This window comes from Pseudomonas cistanchae (assembly GCF_054483635.1).
In genome coordinates, this window is sequence record NZ_JBTLWN010000002.1 from 186,392 (window position 1) to 203,752 (window position 17,361).

15 protein-coding genes and 1 pseudogene are annotated in these 17,361 nt (G+C 57.5%); 11 read left to right on the forward strand and 5 right to left on the reverse strand.

Annotated features, from left to right (window positions below; all coding sequences use genetic code 11):
- Positions 1-21 precede the first annotated feature (21 nt).
- Complete coding sequence (wrbA, locus tag ACX0MV_RS07810; RefSeq protein ID WP_458981931.1) at positions 22-621, reverse strand: NAD(P)H:quinone oxidoreductase; 600 nt, start codon at positions 619-621, stop codon at positions 22-24.
- A 71-nt stretch (positions 622-692) separates the two neighbouring features.
- A complete protein-coding gene (locus tag ACX0MV_RS07815; RefSeq protein ID WP_458981932.1) occupies positions 693-938 on the reverse strand; it encodes a DUF2061 domain-containing protein in 246 nt (81 codons plus the stop codon).
- Between the two features lie 387 nt (positions 939-1,325).
- Between ACX0MV_RS07815 and ACX0MV_RS07820 the strand changes: the two genes are divergently transcribed.
- Positions 1,326-2,204, forward strand: coding sequence for a manganese catalase family protein (locus ACX0MV_RS07820; protein ID WP_458981933.1), 879 nt, complete (start codon positions 1,326-1,328; stop codon positions 2,202-2,204).
- A 247-nt stretch (positions 2,205-2,451) separates the two neighbouring features.
- Here the strand turns inward: ACX0MV_RS07820 and ACX0MV_RS07825 are convergent, their stop codons facing one another.
- Entirely contained in the window at positions 2,452-3,465 is a 1,014-nt protein-coding gene (locus tag ACX0MV_RS07825; RefSeq protein ID WP_458981934.1) for a zinc-dependent alcohol dehydrogenase family protein, read from the reverse strand.
- A gap of 209 nt (positions 3,466-3,674) precedes the next feature.
- Here ACX0MV_RS07825 and ACX0MV_RS07830 point away from each other — a divergent pair, with 209 nt between their 5' ends.
- The 4 genes from ACX0MV_RS07830 (at position 3,675) to ACX0MV_RS07845 (ending at position 10,661) form a co-directional block, all read left to right on the forward strand.
- Positions 3,675-4,592: a LysR family transcriptional regulator gene (locus ACX0MV_RS07830; protein WP_458981935.1), complete on the forward strand. Its 918-nt coding sequence runs from the start codon at positions 3,675-3,677 to the stop codon at positions 4,590-4,592.
- Positions 4,593-4,777: 185 nt separating this feature from the next.
- Positions 4,778-6,016, forward strand: coding sequence for a multidrug efflux RND transporter periplasmic adaptor subunit MexE (gene mexE / locus ACX0MV_RS07835; RefSeq protein WP_458981936.1), 1,239 nt, complete (start codon positions 4,778-4,780; stop codon positions 6,014-6,016).
- Positions 6,017-6,102: 86 nt separating this feature from the next.
- Complete coding sequence (locus ACX0MV_RS07840; RefSeq protein WP_458981937.1) at positions 6,103-9,276, forward strand: efflux RND transporter permease subunit; 3,174 nt, start codon at positions 6,103-6,105, stop codon at positions 9,274-9,276.
- Positions 9,273-10,661, forward strand: a complete 1,389-nt coding sequence (locus ACX0MV_RS07845; RefSeq protein ID WP_458981938.1) for an efflux transporter outer membrane subunit — start codon at positions 9,273-9,275, stop codon at positions 10,659-10,661. The genes ACX0MV_RS07840 and ACX0MV_RS07845 overlap by 4 nt, the downstream gene beginning before the upstream one ends.
- A gap of 176 nt (positions 10,662-10,837) precedes the next feature.
- Here ACX0MV_RS07845 and ACX0MV_RS07850 read toward each other — a convergent pair whose 3' ends face one another.
- Complete coding sequence (locus ACX0MV_RS07850; protein WP_458981939.1) at positions 10,838-12,112, reverse strand: ApeA N-terminal domain 1-containing protein; 1,275 nt, start codon at positions 12,110-12,112, stop codon at positions 10,838-10,840.
- Between the two features lie 350 nt (positions 12,113-12,462).
- Positions 12,463-12,755: pseudogene (locus ACX0MV_RS07855) on the reverse strand (IS110 family transposase); the annotation flags it as partial.
- Between the two features lie 148 nt (positions 12,756-12,903).
- Between ACX0MV_RS07855 and ACX0MV_RS07860 the strand changes: the two are divergent.
- The 6 genes from ACX0MV_RS07860 (at position 12,904) to ACX0MV_RS07885 (ending at position 17,345) form a co-directional block, all read left to right on the forward strand.
- Positions 12,904-13,563, forward strand: a complete 660-nt coding sequence (locus ACX0MV_RS07860; RefSeq protein ID WP_458981940.1) for a hypothetical protein — start codon at positions 12,904-12,906, stop codon at positions 13,561-13,563.
- An 876-nt stretch (positions 13,564-14,439) separates the two neighbouring features.
- Positions 14,440-14,814 carry a DUF1428 domain-containing protein gene (locus ACX0MV_RS07865; protein WP_458981941.1) on the forward strand — a complete coding sequence of 125 codons (375 nt, stop codon included), beginning with the start codon at positions 14,440-14,442 and terminating at the stop codon, positions 14,812-14,814.
- Between the two features lie 14 nt (positions 14,815-14,828).
- A complete protein-coding gene (locus tag ACX0MV_RS07870; RefSeq protein WP_458981942.1) occupies positions 14,829-15,638 on the forward strand; it encodes a VOC family protein in 810 nt (269 codons plus the stop codon).
- On the forward strand, positions 15,635-16,117 hold the full coding sequence (locus tag ACX0MV_RS07875) for a VOC family protein (protein WP_458981943.1): 483 nt from the start codon (positions 15,635-15,637) through the stop codon (positions 16,115-16,117). Before ACX0MV_RS07870 ends, ACX0MV_RS07875 begins: the two co-directional genes overlap by 4 nt.
- Complete coding sequence (locus ACX0MV_RS07880; RefSeq protein WP_458981944.1) at positions 16,110-16,766, forward strand: glutathione S-transferase family protein; 657 nt, start codon at positions 16,110-16,112, stop codon at positions 16,764-16,766. Before ACX0MV_RS07875 ends, ACX0MV_RS07880 begins: the two co-directional genes overlap by 8 nt.
- A 21-nt stretch (positions 16,767-16,787) precedes the next feature.
- On the forward strand, positions 16,788-17,345 hold the full coding sequence (locus tag ACX0MV_RS07885; protein ID WP_458981945.1) for a Gar/GrdA family gentamicin resistance ATP-binding protein: 558 nt from the start codon (positions 16,788-16,790) through the stop codon (positions 17,343-17,345).
- Positions 17,346-17,361: the final 16 nt, after the last annotated feature.

Genomic DNA, 17,361 nt, shown 5'->3' on the forward strand with positions numbered 1-17,361 from the left:
TAATGCCCATCCCCGACCAGGTTAGCCGGCTAACTTGGCAGCTGTCTTGGCAATCAACTCACCCTGATGACGTGCACCCGCGAGCTCAATCTCGCTGGGCTGACGCGAGCCGTCGCCTGCCGCAATGGTAGTGGCCCCATAGGGCGCGCCACCGACAATTTCGGTCACGCTCATCTGCCCCTGATGGCTGTAAGGCAGCCCGACAATGGTCATGCCGAAGTGGAACAGGTTGGTGATGATCGAGAACAAGGTGGTTTCCTGGCCGCCATGCTGAGTGGCGGACGACGTGAATGCACCGCCGACCTTGCCATTCAGCGCACCACGCGCCCACAAGCCGCCGGCCTGATCCAGGAATGCCGCCATTTGACTGCTCATGCGGCCAAAGCGAGTGCCCGTACCTACAATGATCGCATCGTAATTTTCCAGCTCAGCAACCGTGGCGATCGGGGCAGGCTGGTCCAGTTTGAAATGGGATTTCTGGGCAATTTCCAGCGGAACCGTTTCTGGCACGCGCTTGATATCAACATCCGCGCCTGCATTCCGGGCGCCTTCAGCCATGGCCTGAGCCATGGTTTCGATGTGACCGTAAGATGAGTAATAAAGAACCAGTACTTTAGCCATAGGTAAATTTCCTTGAAGAGCGGCGGAGCGCCGCTGTGCATGAAGGGTAAGCCTAGGATCGGACCTGGGCGTCACGTGCGGCTCAAGGCGCTTGTCGGCCTGGCCCTTCGTAGAAGTGGCCATGGCCAAGGTCTTTTTGCCGACTTGGCGCGGACACCAAAGCGCTGCCATGCCCGCTCATGAAAATAATAGGCCACGGTATTGCAGGCGGGTTCGATAAGGGCGATCAGGCCACCGGTGATCAGGCTGCCTGTCAGCAGGTAGGCGACAAGAAAAGCGATGCAGAAATGCAACGCGGCGAAACTCAGGGTTTTCATCAGCGGCGCCTGTGGATCACGTGCACCGCAACAGCCCCTCAACGGTGAGGACTTCACCGTCCGCCTTCGACATTGAGTGCGATGCAACGGTGCGTCAGTTGCAGCCGTAGCAAATAGTCTTTTTCAGCCATCGTTCTTCTCCTCAACCAAGAGGTAGAGAAGTCGCCAAGCGGATTGGTTCAAGCGGTTTTATGGGTAATTCGACAACTAGCGGTACTTTTTAAATAACTGAATTCAAAAGCTCAATTGCGCAACTGGCGGAACAAATCTTCTGAACTAATAGCTCCGACACTTCCTCCATTCTTGGGAGGGGGCTCTTCATGATGCTCTCGTCGCAACAAGTAGGACCTAGCGAAAAGGAGTTCACAATCGCGAGAGGTTTCTGAAATGTTTGTACATAACAAGCGACTTCAATACACCGTGAGGGTGGCTGCGCCTAACCCAGGCCTGGCCAATCTTTTGTTGGAACAGTTTGGCGGTCCCCAGGGGGAACTCGCCGCAGCCATGCGTTACTTTACCCAAGGCCTGGCCGAGGACGATGCAGGGCGTAAGGACTTGTTGATGGACATCGCCACCGAGGAACTCAGCCACCTCGAGATCATTGGTTCCATCGTTGGCATGCTGAACAAGGGTGCTAAAGGGCAACTCGCTGAGGCGGTCGAGGAAGAGGCTGATCTGTATCGCTCGCTAACTGGCGGCGGCAACGATTCCCATACCACTTCGTTGCTTTACGGTGGTGGGCCTGCGCTGGTCAATTCGGCAGGTGTGCCTTGGACCGGTGCGTACATCGACTCGATTGGCGAGCCGACGGCGGACATGCGCTCCAATATCGCCGCCGAAGCACGTGCCAAGATCATTTACGAGCGCCTGATCAACGTGACCGACGATCCGGGCATTCAGGATGCGTTGAGGTTTCTGATGACCCGCGAACTGGCGCATCAGAAGTCATTTGAAAAAGCGCTGCATTCGATCCAGCCCAACTTCCCGCAAGGAAAAGTGCCTGGGCTGCCGGAATTCACCAACGTCTACTTCAATATGTCGCAAGGCGAAGGTGATTTGCGCGGTTCCTGGAACCAGGGCGAAGAGTGGGTCTTTGTCGACAAACCTGAGCCCGCAGTGGATGGCGGCGACGGCATGGCCAGCGTACAGCTGCCTGACGAGGACGCCGACGTGCTGGAACAGATGGCGGTTCGGACCATGTCCGATCCTGCAGCCGACCCCATCACGGGTGCGGACCTTGGCTCTGGTGCTGCAGCGAAGAAGTGATCACGCAGGGCGTATATAGCCTGAGTAAAAACGGCCCTGACTTGTCAGGGCCGATTTGTATCTGCGATGTGAAAACCGATATGCCGCAAAGAGGCGGGTGACGGACTGATACCTGCATACGTCGTTTAACATAATATACATTATGCGTAGTTATGAGTTACGGGTTTCGGTCCTTGCAGTCGACCATTTCAAGCCTGAGCTTCTTGATCAGGCTTCGCTTACAGCTTCTTATGGCAAACCTTGCGCGCTATACCTTCAGCACCACTCGTCCTTGATTCGGACAGGTTTCCATGTACAGGTGTGCAGCCACTACATCGTCGAACACGAACTCGCTGTCGACGCGTGGCACCAGAATGCCGTCGGCTGTCAGCTGGTTGATCGCCTGCAGCGCTTTGGCGACTGCCACTTTGTCCTGAGGGATGCCCAGTTCTTCCTTGCCGGTGAAGTTACCGATGCAGTGCACGAAGAACTGAATGTTCTTTTGAAAAGCTGCACAGGCCGGAAACGGCGTTTCGTTGCCGCCTTGCAAATCGAACAGGATCAGCCGACCGCGCGGCGCCAGTGCGTCACCCAGCAGGCACATCTGTGGGCCGCCCAGAGCATCCATCACAACGTTGACACCACGACCGTCAGTGAGCTTGCTGACGCGGCTGACGAGATCCTGTTCCTCGGTAACGATGATGTGATCGGCGCCCAGTGCTTTCAGGAATTCCTTGTCCTCGCCATGTTCGGTGGCCGCGATGACGTGGGCGCCCAGCGCCTTACCCATTTGCACGATATAAGGTCCCCAGCAGCGACTTGCCGCGGTAACCAGGACGCTTTCACCCGGCTGCAGACGCGCCAGCTCGACGAAACCGAACCAGCCCACCAGCGATGGTAAATAATGCACGCACGCCTGCTGCGGGCTGAGGTTGTCCGGATAATGGGTCAACGAGCCGACCGGCAGAATCGCCTGCTCGGCATACGCCGGGTAGCGATTGGCGTTGTGCCCAGGGAAGCTGGCGACTCGATCACCGACCGCAAAATCGCTTACACCGTCACCGACCGCGGCGATTGTCCCGGCAAGTTCGTGACCAAGGCCTGCCGGTAGCTGTACCGGCGTGTTGCCCAGGTTCTGCCGCCAGAGCACGTCGTACCAGCTGACGCCGATGGCTTCGACATCGATCAATACCTCGCCGGCAGCCGGTACAGGCACCGACCGCTCTTCGATTTTGAGGACGTCAGCCTCGCCGAACTGGTGGAAACGAATGATGCGGGACATTAAGAACCTCTTCGGTTGACCCCTTATAGGCCCGGACTTTATCCGGGCTTTGCAGGCAATACCACCGTGCAGGGGTGATATTCACCATGCCTGTCGATGATGATTCAGCTCGCGAGCATCATTCAAAGGAGTGTATTGCCTCGCGATAGCGTTCGGCATTAGCCTGATGAGCGCGCGCTTAAGCGGCCTTTCTCCTAGATGGACACCGGATGAACCGTAACGATCTACGTCGAGTCGATCTCAATCTCCTGATCGTATTCGAGACGCTGATGCACGAGCGCAGCGTGACCCGCGCAGCAGAAAAACTGTTTCTCGGCCAGCCGGCAATCAGCGCGGCGCTCGCCCGGTTACGCAGCTTGTTCGATGATCCGCTGTTCGTGCGCACCGGTCGCAGCATGGAGCCGACCGCCCGTGCCCAGGAGATCGCCACCCTGCTCTCGCCGGCGCTGGATTCGATCAGCACGGCGGTCAGTCGCGCCGCCGATTTCAATCCTGCGACCAGCAACGCGGTGTTTCGCATCGGCCTGTCGGACGACATCGAGTTCGGCCTGCTGCCGCCGCTGATCAAGCGCTTGCGTGCCGAAGCACCGGGCGTGGTGCTGGTCATCCGCCGCACCAACTACCTGCTGATGCCTACGTTGCTCGCGTCCGGGGAGATTTCCGTCGGCGTCAGCTACACCCAGGAGCTACCGGCCAATGCAAAGCGCAAAGTGCTACGGCGCAGCAAGGCCAAGGTGTTACGGGCCGACGCGGCGCCCGGCGTGCTGAGCCTGGACGACTACTGCGAACGGCCGCACGCGCTGGTTTCGTTTGCCGGGGACCTTGGCGGCTTTATTGATACGGAGCTGGAAAAACTTGGTCGCAGCCGCCGCGTAGTGCTCGCCCTGCCCCAGTTTAACGGCCTGAGCACCCTCCTCGCCGGCACCAATATCATTGCAACCGTACCCGAATACACCGCGGCGGCGTTGACGGCGGCAGGTGGATTGCGCGCGGAAGATCCGCCGCTGGATACCCAGACCTTCGAGGTGCATATGGCCTGGCGCGGCGCCCAGGACAACGACCCGTCAGAGCGCTGGCTGCGCTCGCGCATCCAGATGTTCGTGGGCGACCCGGACAGCCTCGACTAGGCACCCGCTTCCGTCACTAATTTGTGTGGCGACGCAGCCTTGAATCGCGGTGACCTACCGCTGCGTTGATACAAGCCCTCATATAATCATTCCCGATGATATTCATCTTCGCGGCGTTCGATTCGTTCTGTAATCGGTCGCGAAGCAGACTCCGCCTATTCACAACACCTTTGGCGGAATCACACATGGAACAGTCGAATAAAAATCGCTGGCAATTACCCCTCGCGTTGCTTGCAGTCGCAGCGCTCAGCGCATGCGGCAAAGCACCGGAAACCACTCAGCAGATGCCTGCCGCCAAGGTCAGCGTCGCTGAAGTGATCGAGCAGCCGATTAATGAGTGGGACGAATTCACCGGTCGCCTTGAAGCGCCCGAGTCGGTCGATATTCGCCCGCGGGTGTCCGGCTTTGTTGATCAGGTGGCGTTCGATGAAGGCAGCCTGGTCAAGAAAGGCGACCTGCTGTTCCAGATCGATCCACGGCCTTTCCAGGCCGAAGTCAAACGCCTTGAAGCGCAACTGCAGCAAGCCCGCGCTGGTCAGCGCCGTGCGGTCAGCGAAGCCAGCCGTGGCGAGCGTCTGCGCAAGAGCAATGCGATTTCCGCCGAACTTGCCGATGCGCGCTCCAGCGCTGCTCAGGAAGCCCAGGCCGAAGCTGCCGGCATCCAGGCGCAACTGGATAACGCTCGCCTCAACCTCAGTTTCACCCGCGTCACCTCGCCCATCGACGGTCGGGTCAGCCGCGCTGCAGTAACAGCCGGCAACCTGGTCACCGCCGGCGAAAGTCACCTCACCTCAGTGGTCAGCACCGACAAGGTTTATGCCTATTTCGATGCGGATGAGCGGGTGTTTCTCAAGTACGTCGAACTGGCGCGCCAGGCCGGCGGCCAGACCCGCGATGCCAGCCCGGTTTACCTCGGCTTGTCCAGCGAAGACGGCCACCCGCACCTGGGCCAGCTCGACTTCCTCGATAACCAGGTCAACCCGCAAACCGGCACCATCCGTGGTCGTGCAGTGTTCGACAACGCCAAGGGCCTGTTCACCCCGGGCCTTTATGCGCGGCTGAAATTGGTTGGCAGCAGCACCTACGCCGCCACCCTTATAAAGGATGAGGCGGTCGGCACTGATCTCGGCAAGAAGTTTGTGCTCGTGCTCGGTGAAGACAACAGCGTCAACTACCGCACCATCGAGCTGGGGCCGAAGATGGAAGGCCTGCGCATCGTCCGCAGCGGTCTGGCCAAGGGTGAAAAGATCGTCGTCAACGGTTTGCAGCGCGCCATGCCCGGCTCAACGGTCGACCCGCAGAGCGTGCCGATGGCCGACGAGGCCACCCTCGCCCAGCTGGCCCGATTGCGCCAATCCGTGGACGAACGTGATGTCCCACGGGTCGCCAAACAAGACATCGACAATGGCAAGCCACGCGGCTGACAAGATGCCTTGGTGCGCGCGGCGCACCCTACCCGATCATTGATTTGTAGGGTGCGCTGTGCGCACCAGCGTCCAAGGACTCTCAAATGAATTTCTCGCAATTCTTCATCCTGCGGCCGATTTTCGCCGCGGTGCTGTCGCTGATCATCCTGATCGGCGGCGCCATCTCGCTGTTCCAGTTACCGATCAGCGAATACCCGGAAGTCGTGCCGCCTACCGTCGTGGTACGCGCCAGTTTCCCCGGCGCCAACCCGAAGGTGATCGGCGAAACCGTGGCCTCGCCGCTTGAGCAGGCCATCACCGGTGTGGAAGGCATGCTCTACATGTCGTCCCAGGCGACGGCTGACGGCAGCATGACGCTGACCATCACCTTCGCCCTCGGCACCAATCTGGATAACGCCCAGGTGCAGGTGCAGAACCGCGTGACCCGCACCATGCCGACCCTGCCCACCGAGGTGCAGCGGATTGGCGTGACCGTCGACAAGGCGTCGCCCGACCTGACCATGGTGGTGCACCTGATCTCGCCGGACGAGCGTTACGACATGCTCTACCTGTCCAACTACGCCGCGCTGAATATCAAGGACGAACTGGCGCGCCTGGACGGCATCGGCGACGTGCAACTGTTCGGCCTCGGCGACTACTCGCTGCGCGTATGGCTGGACCCGAATAAGGTCGCCTCGCGCAACCTCACCGCCTCTGACGTAGTGGCCGCGATCCGCGAGCAGAACCGTCAGGTTGCCGCCGGCTCCCTCGGCGCGCCACCGGCCGATGCGGCCAACAGCTTTCAACTGTCGATCAACACCCAGGGCCGCCTGGTTACCGAGGAAGAGTTCGAGAACATCATCATTCGCGCAGGCGAAGATGGCGAAATCACCCGCCTCAAGGACATCGCGCGCATCGAGTTGGGTTCCAGTCAGTACGCCCTGCGTTCGCTGCTGAACAACCAGCCGGCGGTCGCCATCCCGATCTTCCAGCGCCCCGGCTCCAACGCGATCGCCATCTCCGATGCGGTGCGCGAGCGCATGGCCGAACTGCAGGAAAGCTTCCCCGAAGGTATCGAGTACTCCATCGTCTACGACCCGACCATCTTCGTCCGTGGCTCCATCGAAGCGGTGGTGCACACCCTGCTCGAAGCCCTGGTGCTGGTGGTACTGGTGGTGATCCTGTTCCTGCAGACCTGGCGCGCCTCGATCATTCCGCTGGCGGCGGTACCGGTCTCGCTGATCGGCACCTTTGCCGTGATGCACATGTTCGGCTTCTCGCTCAACGCGCTGTCGCTATTCGGCCTGGTGCTGGCGATCGGTATCGTGGTGGACGACGCCATCGTCGTGGTGGAGAACGTCGAGCGTAATATCGGCCTGGGCAAAACGCCGGTCGAAGCCACCAAGCAGGCCATGAAGGAAGTGACCGGACCGATTGTCGCCACCGCCCTGGTGTTGTGCGCCGTGTTCGTACCGACCGCATTCATCTCCGGGCTTACCGGGCAGTTCTATCAACAGTTCGCCTTGACCATTGCCATCTCGACGGTGATTTCCGCGATCAACTCGCTGACCCTGTCGCCGGCACTCGCCGCCGTGCTGCTGCGCAGCCACGACGCACCCAAGGACGGCTTCTCGAAACTGCTCGACAAGCTGTTCGGCGGCTGGCTGTTCGGCCCGTTCAACCGGGTGTTCAACCGCGCCAGCAACGGTTATGTCGGCACCGTGAAGCGCGTGCTGCGTGGTAGCAGCATCGCCATGGTCGTTTACGCCGGCCTGATCGGCCTGACCTACCTGGGTTTCGCCAGCACACCGAGCGGCTTCGTTCCGCCCCAGGACAAACAGTACCTGGTGGCCTTCGCCCAATTGCCCGACGCCGCGACCCTGGACCGCAGCGAAGACGTGATCAAGCGCATGTCGGAAATCGCCTCCAAGCACCCTGGCGTGGAAAACACCGTGGCCTTCCCCGGCCTGTCGATCAACGGTTTCACCAACAGCCCGAACAGCGGCATCGTCTTCGTCACCCTGAAGGATTTCGACCAGCGCAAGGACGCCAGCATGGCTGCGGGCGCGATTGCCGGTGAGTTGAACGGCCAGTTTGCGGAGATTCAGGAAGCCTTTATCGCCATCTTCCCGCCGCCACCGGTGATGGGCCTTGGCACCATCGGCGGCTTCCGCGTGCAGGTGCAGGACCGCGGCAACCTGGGCTACGAAGAGCTCTACAAGCAGACCCAGAACGTGATCGCCAAGAGCCAGAGCGTGCCGGAACTGGCGGGCCTGTTCACCAGCTACCAGGTGAACGTGCCGCAGATCGATGCAGCCATCGACCGCGACAAAGCCAAAACCCACGGCGTGGCGATCAACGACATCTTCGACACCATGCAGATCTACCTGGGCTCGCTGTACGCCAACGACTTCAACCGCTTTGGCCGTACCTATCAGGTCAATGTGCAGGCCGATCAGCAGTTCCGCCTCGAAGCCGATCAGATCGGTCAGCTCAAGGTGCGCAACAACCGGGGCGAGATGGTGCCGCTGTCGACATTCGTCAAGGTCAGCGACAGCGCCGGGCCGGATCGGGTGATGCACTACAACGGCTTTATCACCGCCGAGATCAACGGCGCCGCGGCACCAGGCTACAGCTCCGGTCAGGCCGAGGCGGCGATGGCCAAGCTGCTCGAAGACGAGCTGCCCAACGGCATGAGCTACGAATGGACCGAGCTGACGTACCAGCAGATCCTCGCCGGCAACACCGCGCTGTTCGTCTTCCCGCTGTGCGTGCTGTTGGCCTTCCTGGTACTGGCCGCGCAATACGAGAGCTGGAGCCTGCCGCTGGCGGTGATCCTGATCGTGCCGATGACCCTTCTGTCGGCCATCACCGGGGTAATCCTGACCGGGGGTGACAACAACATCTTCACCCAGATCGGCTTGATCGTGCTGGTCGGGCTGGCGTGCAAGAACGCCATCCTGATCGTCGAGTTCGCCAAGGAGAAACAGGAAGAAGGCATGGACCGCGTCGCCGCGGTGCTGGAATCCTGCCGCCTGCGGTTACGGCCGATCCTGATGACCAGCTTCGCCTTCATCATGGGCGTGGTGCCGCTGGTGATTTCCACCGGCGCTGGTGCGGAAATGCGCCATGCCATGGGCGTCGCGGTGTTCAGCGGCATGCTCGGGGTGACCTTCTTCGGCCTGCTGCTGACGCCAGTGTTCTACGTGTTGATCCGCGCATTCGTGGAGAAACGCCAAGCCCGCAAAGCCGCGCGTTTACAGGAGGTGCAGGCATGAAGGCCTTCGCCCCCGCCCTGCTCGCCCTGGCCCTGAGCGCTTGCGCCGTGGGCCCGGATTACCGCAGCCCCGATACCGCGCCGGCCACCCTGGCCAGCGCCGAAACCGGCAACTACGACCGCTCGCGTTTCGAGACGGTCTGGTGGCAGCAGTTCGACGACCCGACGCTGAACCAACTGGTCGATCAGTCGCTGCAGGACAACCGCGAACTGCGCGTGGCCTTCGCCCGCCTGCGCGCCGCCCGCTCGATCCGCGACGATGTGGCCAACGACCGTTTGCCAACCATCACCAGCCGGGCCAGCGCCGAAATCGGTAAAGCCCAGCAGCCTGGCTTAAGCGAGGAAAGGGTCAACGCCGAACGTTACGATCTGGGCCTCGACATGGCCTGGGAGCTGGACCTGTTTGGCCGCATCCAGCGGCAGCTGGAAGCCAGCGATGCGCAGATCGAAGTGGCCGAAGCCGACTACTACCAGCTGCAGGTCAGCCTGATCGCCGAACTGGTGGACGCCTACGGCTCGCTGCGCGGCGCGCAACTGCGTGAACGCATCGCCCGGGAGAACCTGCAGAACCAGCAGAAATCCCGCGCCATTACCGAGCAACTGCGCGAAGCCGGGGTCGGCAGCGAGCTGGATGTATTGCGCGCCGACGCCCGCCTGGCCTCGACCGAAGCGAGCCTGCCGCTGCTGCAAGCCGAACAGGCGCGAGCACGCAACCGCATCGCCACGCTGCTGGGCCAGCGCCCGGAACAACTGAGCGTGGATCTGTCTGCCAAGCCGCTGCCCGCCATCGCCAAGAACTTGCCGATTGGCGACCCTGGCGAACTGCTGCGCCGGCGCCCTGATATCCGAGCCGCCGAGCGCCAACTGGCTGCGGCAACTGCGGATATCGGCGTCGCCACCGCAGATCTGTTCCCACGGGTAAGCCTGTCCGGATTTCTCGGCTTTACCGCCGGGCGCGGTTCGGCACTCGGCTCATCAGCCGCGCGGGCCTGGGGTGTAGCGCCGACCATCACCTGGGCGGCGTTCGATCTCGGCAGCGTGCGGGCCCGTTTGCGCGGCGCCGAAGCACAGGCGGATGGCGCGCTCGCCAGTTATGAGCAGCAGGTGTTGCTCGCCCTGGAGGAATCGGAAAACGCCTTTAGCGACTACGCGAAAAACCAGCAGCGCCTGCTCGCCCTGCTGCGCCAGTCCGAAGCCAGCCGCGCCGCCGCCGAGCAAGCCGGCGTGCGCTACCGCGAAGGCGAAGTGGACTTCCTCGTGCTGCTCGACGCCGAACGCGAACGCCTCGCCGCCGAAGACGCCCAAGCCCAGGCCGAAGTGCAGCTCTACCGCGGCATCGTCGCCATCTACAAAGCCCTCGGCGGCGGCTGGCAACCCAACGCCTGACACCACCCCTCTCCTCCCGGTTGGCCACGCCAACCCCTTCCCGACCCCACGGCATCCGCTCCTTGCTGTGGGTTTTTTTTTGGTGGATAAGTAGTGGGCTAGAGGAAGTATTGGTTGCTAATGAAATTCAAGTTTTTGTAGGGTGGCGTTGCTTGTAGCCATACCAATCCTCTGAATTAGGAGAACCCATCGCTAAGCAAGTTTCTTTCTTTGGATATCTGTTCTATTAACGAAAAGTCAAAACCAATATCTTTTAGTAAATTCAAAGTCATAAAGTCTTGTATTTTCTTGTTTAGAAAATATAAATCAATCCCTGAGGCGGACTTGTTCTTTATGTTTTCATTGTAATGGGTTAGGTAATTTCTTGTATTCACAGTGGATTCTAAAAAAGAACCAATATCAAAATCGCACAATGCAGAAAAGGGACATACGAACTCTTCAATACGCTGCCTGAATGTCAAGTTCTTATTTCCAGACATCTTACGCTGATATGTTTCTGCAGCTTGAGAGATCGAAAGGTTTATACTCTCGCCGTATTTGTGCGCTCCAGACACTACTGAAAAATACAACATCAATGATGGCTGGGCTTTTTGATATATGGAAAACCAATTTTTAAGGTAGCTTTCTAAATTTGTAGACACCTCTGACAAGGTAAAAAGTTGGTTTTCTTTTTCCAGATTTTTTGAATCTGATTGAAACGGGGAGCTTTCGTAATACCATTTTATTATGTGTGATATCTCGTCAGCACTGGAGTCATCTTCACTCAAAATGGCTTTGACGTTTCGTAAAGGTAACGCTTTCTGTGTGGCAAATATTATAAAGTGCTGGATTTTACTGATGACTACGGCCGCATCATTTATTTTCATAGGCGCTTCTGGATAGATTTTAATAGCGGCGGTCTGTTTGAGATTGACCTCGCTAATAAACCTGAATGGTATCCCAATATTAAAGTCTATTTTGACGCGCCCGACATTAGGTAGAGTTGCCTCTATGTGAGGGGGCAGTTCATACTCCACCAAAAATTTATCGACATTATGCGGTTTTATTATCTTAAAACCAGTGATATCAATCCACGATTCAATATTTTCCATCTCGAAATATATAGATTTGTAACTAAATTGATCATCCGTATCGACTGGAGCAATGCCCAGCAACGCTCTTGATGACTTCAAAATCGAGGTGCTTATCCCGCTAGTAAGGCTATGACTTTTTCGCTTATAAAAGCAGCCGTACAAGGTTGTGAAATTATCATTATCTATCTGACCGCAAACAGTGAAGCTATTTGTTATCTCACCACTAACTCCATAAAGATCATCTTCTTCGAGACTTCCAATTAGTTCTAACTCTGACATCCCTCCATTTTTTATAGTTAAAACCCCTGCTGTCTTGCGATTTTCACATCCAGCCTTCCAAAACATACCCTTCCTAACGATGTCTTCAGGCACTCTCATGTACAATCCCTTAAAGCCTCATAAGTTTTTTTTAAAATCGACTTGAATCATCCCGAAAAATAATTATCCATAAATTGACCAGTTAGCCCCTCATCAATTTTTACCGTTTCAAGTAATTGCCAAAGCCGCTGAATCGTTTCTAGTTAAGCATCTTCGAGCTGGCGACGAATTTTAATTGAGTCACTGTACGCGAATTTCACTTCGAAGAAGTGGACTTGGGAACGCAACGCCAACGGCTATCGCTTACTCAGTTTGTTGACCAAGGCCACTGCCGCTCTGCTGTGACCAATATGGCCGCGGTTTGGACTGCTCAGCGTTGCAGTTGGTTTATGCTCCGGCGCTCTGGCCAGGCAACGTTGCGCTGCTAGCAGCGCGTGACAATCGTTGCGGTATTACGCCGCCGATAGAAACGTACATAGCGGATGGAGCAGCCTAACCTGACCATTTAGGGACTGCGCCACATGTCCCGATAATAAACCGTGCCACGGGCTTCCATCAGCCACTCGACCGGCTCGGCCTGCTCCTGTATATATCGCCGGAACGCCTCAAGGCTCAGCCGCTTGCGCTGAACCACTTGGCCAGAACGGACCCTCTCGGCAACTTGGTAAACGGACTTGGCCAGATCAACCGCAATTCGCTTCATGACAACACTCCCAATCTCAGGCACCACCGTTCTCGGTATGGAACTATGGCGTGGGGAAAGTCCATTACAGCATTCAAATCGTTCGCTACGCTCACTCGGGATGGGCTAAAGCCCGCCCTTCAACTAAACTTTATGTCATGGTGAACACATGGCTTCTCTAGAAGGCCTTTTTAATACCGACTTTAGCTACCCAGGGATCGAGATCAAGGTTGAGCTTCTTGTAATGCAAGAGTATCTGAAGCAGATTGAGGTCGGAATCAATGCCGTGTGTACTTCCTACCTAGATAACGAAATAATAAAATACGCAGAATCCGAATATTACGAATACCAACATATTTACTCCATTGCCGAAGGAGAAATTCCACGAGCAATCAAACTTCCGCTCGTAGTTTCAATATATACAATTTTTGAGAACTCAATTACTCAGCTACTTTCATATGCCCAGGGAAAGGAGCAGAAAGGGCTTTCAATCAAAGACATCAATGACCGCTTTTTGACTGCAAAATTTAATAAGTATATGAAGCATGTTCTGGAGTTTGATTTCCAAATCTCTGAGCACTCAATAAAGGACATCAACGCCCTAAGCAAAGTTAGAAACTGTATCGCTCATGCAAATGGCAACCTTCCTGCAATGAGCAAGGACAAAATCGACGAGTTAAAAAAGCTTGAGCGCTCGGGCGCTGGCATTGAGCTAACCTCACTGCGCATTGACGTGTCATATGATTTTCTGAATAAGTATATGGCTTCGGTAGAAAAAATAGTGAAGGAGCTAATGGATTATCTGGAGACAAGGTATGACTTTAACTAAGCACGTAACTATTGGGTAAAACCTTTCGCTGCGCTCACTGGGACAGGCTAAAGTCCGCCCTAACCAAACGTTACACCACGCAGAGAGATATAATGGGAACTATTTGCTCTAGATGTAGATATGAAAGACCTAGCCATATAAAGCATAGCGACAAACAGTGCCCGATATGCAAAACCCCCTACCCATTGCCGCCTAAATTCACCTTGCCCGACAAAGAATCCATACTGCAGATTACATCTCTTGGTGCCCGTTTTTTCTATATCGCCTTCTTCGTATACCTTTCTTTAAAAGCACTTTTTAACTCCGGAATTTCAGTCGCACTATTTATAATTTTTATAGCTTGGTTACTATATCCAGTCATTAAGAAGTATTTCCCATACCATGAGTAAGCGATCACAAGCGCAGCCTGAAAATGGTTCAAGCCACTCGCCTCGCTCGTTCGGGATCGTCTTTTGCGACCACTTAAACTTTCGTTAGAGGGTTTCAATTAATAATTCATTACCTTACAGATACGAAGACCATGCGGCATTATATCAAGATGAAAACGGTCAAGTATCGCCCCCTAACATCGAAATGAAGTAATGGGAGAGCGCATCACTATGGGCGGACCCACTAGATTTTATACTTATCTTCGCTCAGCCTGCTTCTGTTAGCCAACCATGCGTTGCAACAAAATAAATAGTCAGCAAAGCGGCCAATTTAGTCGCCTACACGCCTCTAATAATTTCTCCGCAGAGGCACAGCGACAACTCACCCGCTGCGCCTCACAAGCATCCGCAAAAAAAACATAAAAATTCTCCATACCTGTCGAAATCCCCGCTTTCCAAACGACTAGGGTTGAACGTGTTTATTCACCCACCCAGCAGGAGATGGAAAATGGCGTATATCGATGGTTTTGTCCTGGCCGTGCCCAAGGCGAACAAACAGAAATTTATCGACCATGCCCGCATGGCGGACGAGGTTTTTCTGGAGATGGGTGCGACCCGCGTCCTTGAGTGCTGGGCGAGCGACGTGCCGCACGGCACCGTGACCGACTTCTATGGTGCGGTTAAGGCATCCGAGGACGAGGATGTGGTGTTTTCCTGGATCGAGTGGCCGGACCAGGCCACTCGAAACGCTGCCCACGGCAAGATGGAAGCGCTGATGAAAACCGACCCGCGCATGAACCCCGAGATCAACCCCATGCCATTCGATGGCAAGCGCATGATTTACGGCGGCTTCGTGCCGGTTGTCGATCTCTCGGCCAAGTGAAAGGAGCGCACAGCATGAGCAACAAACACGGCGATTTTATCTGGTACGAGCTGCTGACCAGCGACGCGGACCGTGCCCAACGGTTTTACAGCGATGTACTCGGTTGGCAGGTGGAAGACAGCGGCCAGCCCGGTATGGATTACCGCATCCTGATGGCGCCGGATGCGCAAACCGGCGCGGCGATTGCCGTCGGCGGCCTGATGCAGATTACCGACGAGATGGCCTCCGGCGGCGCCCGCCCGGTGTGGCTGGGTTATATCGCCGTGGATGATGTGGATGCCAGCCTGGCCAAAGCGGTGGCTGCGGGCAGCACGGAGTTGATGCCGGCTACCGATATCCCCAACGTTGGGCGCATTGCGTTCTTCACCGACCCTCAGGGCGTGCCCATCTACATCATGCGGGGTTTGAGCGACGAACCCAGCCTGGCGTTTGCCTTCGACAAACCCAGGGTGGGCCATTGCGCCTGGAACGAACTCTCCACTCCCGACCCGGCGGCTGCGTTGCAGTTTTACAGCGCGCAGTTCGGCTGGGCGAAGGATGGGGAAATGGACATGGGCGAGATGGGCGCCTATGAGTTTCTCCGCCATGGCGGTGTGTTCGGCGCCATGATGCCGAAGCCGGCGGACATGCCGGTGGCCCTCTGGAGCTATTACTTCCGCGTCGCCAATATCGACGAGGCGGTGGACACGGTTGCGGCCGCAGGCGGCCAGGTCGTATTCGGCCCCAGCGAGATTCCGGGCGGCGAGTTCATCATCCACGGCATCGACCCTACAGGCGCGATGTTTGCGCTGGTAGGCGTCGGCAACCCCAGGGAGCCGGCATGAATACCCGCGAGAAAATAGCCACCTGCCTGTGGTACGACGGCGCGGCCGAGCAAGCCGCGCAGCTGTACACCTCGCTGATTGCCGACTCGTGCATCACCAGCGTCTACCGGCCCGAACCCCATGGGCCAGCCCTGCTGGTCGAGTTCACCCTGGCGGGCGTGCCCTATCAGGCTCTCAACGGCGGCGCGCATTTTCGCCACTGCGAAGCGGCGTCCATCGTGGTGAAAACCGACAGTCAGGCTGAGACGGATAAGCTCTGGCAGGCGCTGATCGCCGACGGTGGCAGCCCGAGCCAATGCGGCTGGTTGAAGGACCGTTTCGGCCTGTCCTGGCAGATCGTGCCCTGGCGCTTTATCGACCTGCTGCAGTCGCCCGATCGTGCCGCCGCACAGCGCGCGACCGAGGCCATGCTGCAGATGGGCAAACTGGACATGGCTGCGCTTGAAGCGGCCTTCAAGGGAGATGCAGAACATGCTTGAACTCTTTGGCCATCCATTTTCTTCCTACACCTGGAAAGCGCTGATCCCGCTGTATGAAAACGCCACGCCGTTCGAATTTCGCATGGTCGATGACGATCACCCGGAGAACCGCCAGCGGCTGGCGATGCACTCGCCGCAGGGCAAGTTTCCCTTGCTGATCGATGGCGACACGGCAGTGTTCGAATCATCGACCATCATCGAATACCTGCAGCAGCATTTTCCGGGCGCGACGCAGTTGATTCCCACAGATGCCGATCAGGCGCTGGAAGTGCGCATGCTTGATCGGTTTTTCGACAACTACGTGATGTCGCCGACCCAGGTTGTGGTGGGCGACTTCATGCGCGAGCCGGGCGAGCGCGATGCGTGGGCGGTCGCCCAGGCCAAGGCGATGCTGGAACGCTCTTATGCCTGGCTGGACAGCCGCTTGCAGTCCAGGCGTTACGCCTGTGGCGAAGCGTTCAGCCTGGCGGATTGCGCCGCGGCGCCGTCGCTGTTCTACGCCGACTGGGTGCTTGAAATCCCACCGCAGCATCGCGCATTACGCGCCTATCGCGCTGCCTTGTTGCAGCGGCCGTCCATTCGCCGCTGTGTTGACGACGCGCGCCCGTTCAGACATTTTTTCCCACCCGGCGCACCGGACCGGGATTAAACAGTTGCCAGGAAGATGCCGATGAGCCACGAACTGCCCGCCAGCCAACCAACTGCCATGCCACCGCGTGCTTCGGTGATCGTGCTTAACGGTCCGCTCGGGATCGGCAAGTCGACACTCGCCGAGGTGCTGATGGAGGCGCTGGACCAGAGCGTGATGCTGGATGGCGATCAGGTTGTGGCGGTGAACCCGGCGCCCGACGATGAGCTGGAGTACCTGCACTCAACGCTGGCGTTGCTGATCGGCCATCACTGGGAGCGCGGCTACCGGCACTTTATCGTCAACCACATCTGGCATTCTGCCGACGAGCTTGACGACCTGCGCCGTCGGCTCGGCAGTTTTGCAGTGGATGTTCACTGCTTCCTGCTCGTGCTGCCGGTTGAGGAAAACCTCCAGCGAATCCGTCTGCGACAGAGTGCGCGGGCGATTGACGAACTGGAGTTTGAAATGGAGACCGTCGAAAGGGAGCGGGCGATTCTGGGCGATGGAGACGATTCAGGTCTGGGCGAGCCTTTCGACGTTTCCGCTGCACCGAACGAACTCGTTTTGGCCATGTTGACGCGATTGGCGCTGCGATAACCCCCGCTTAAGCGGC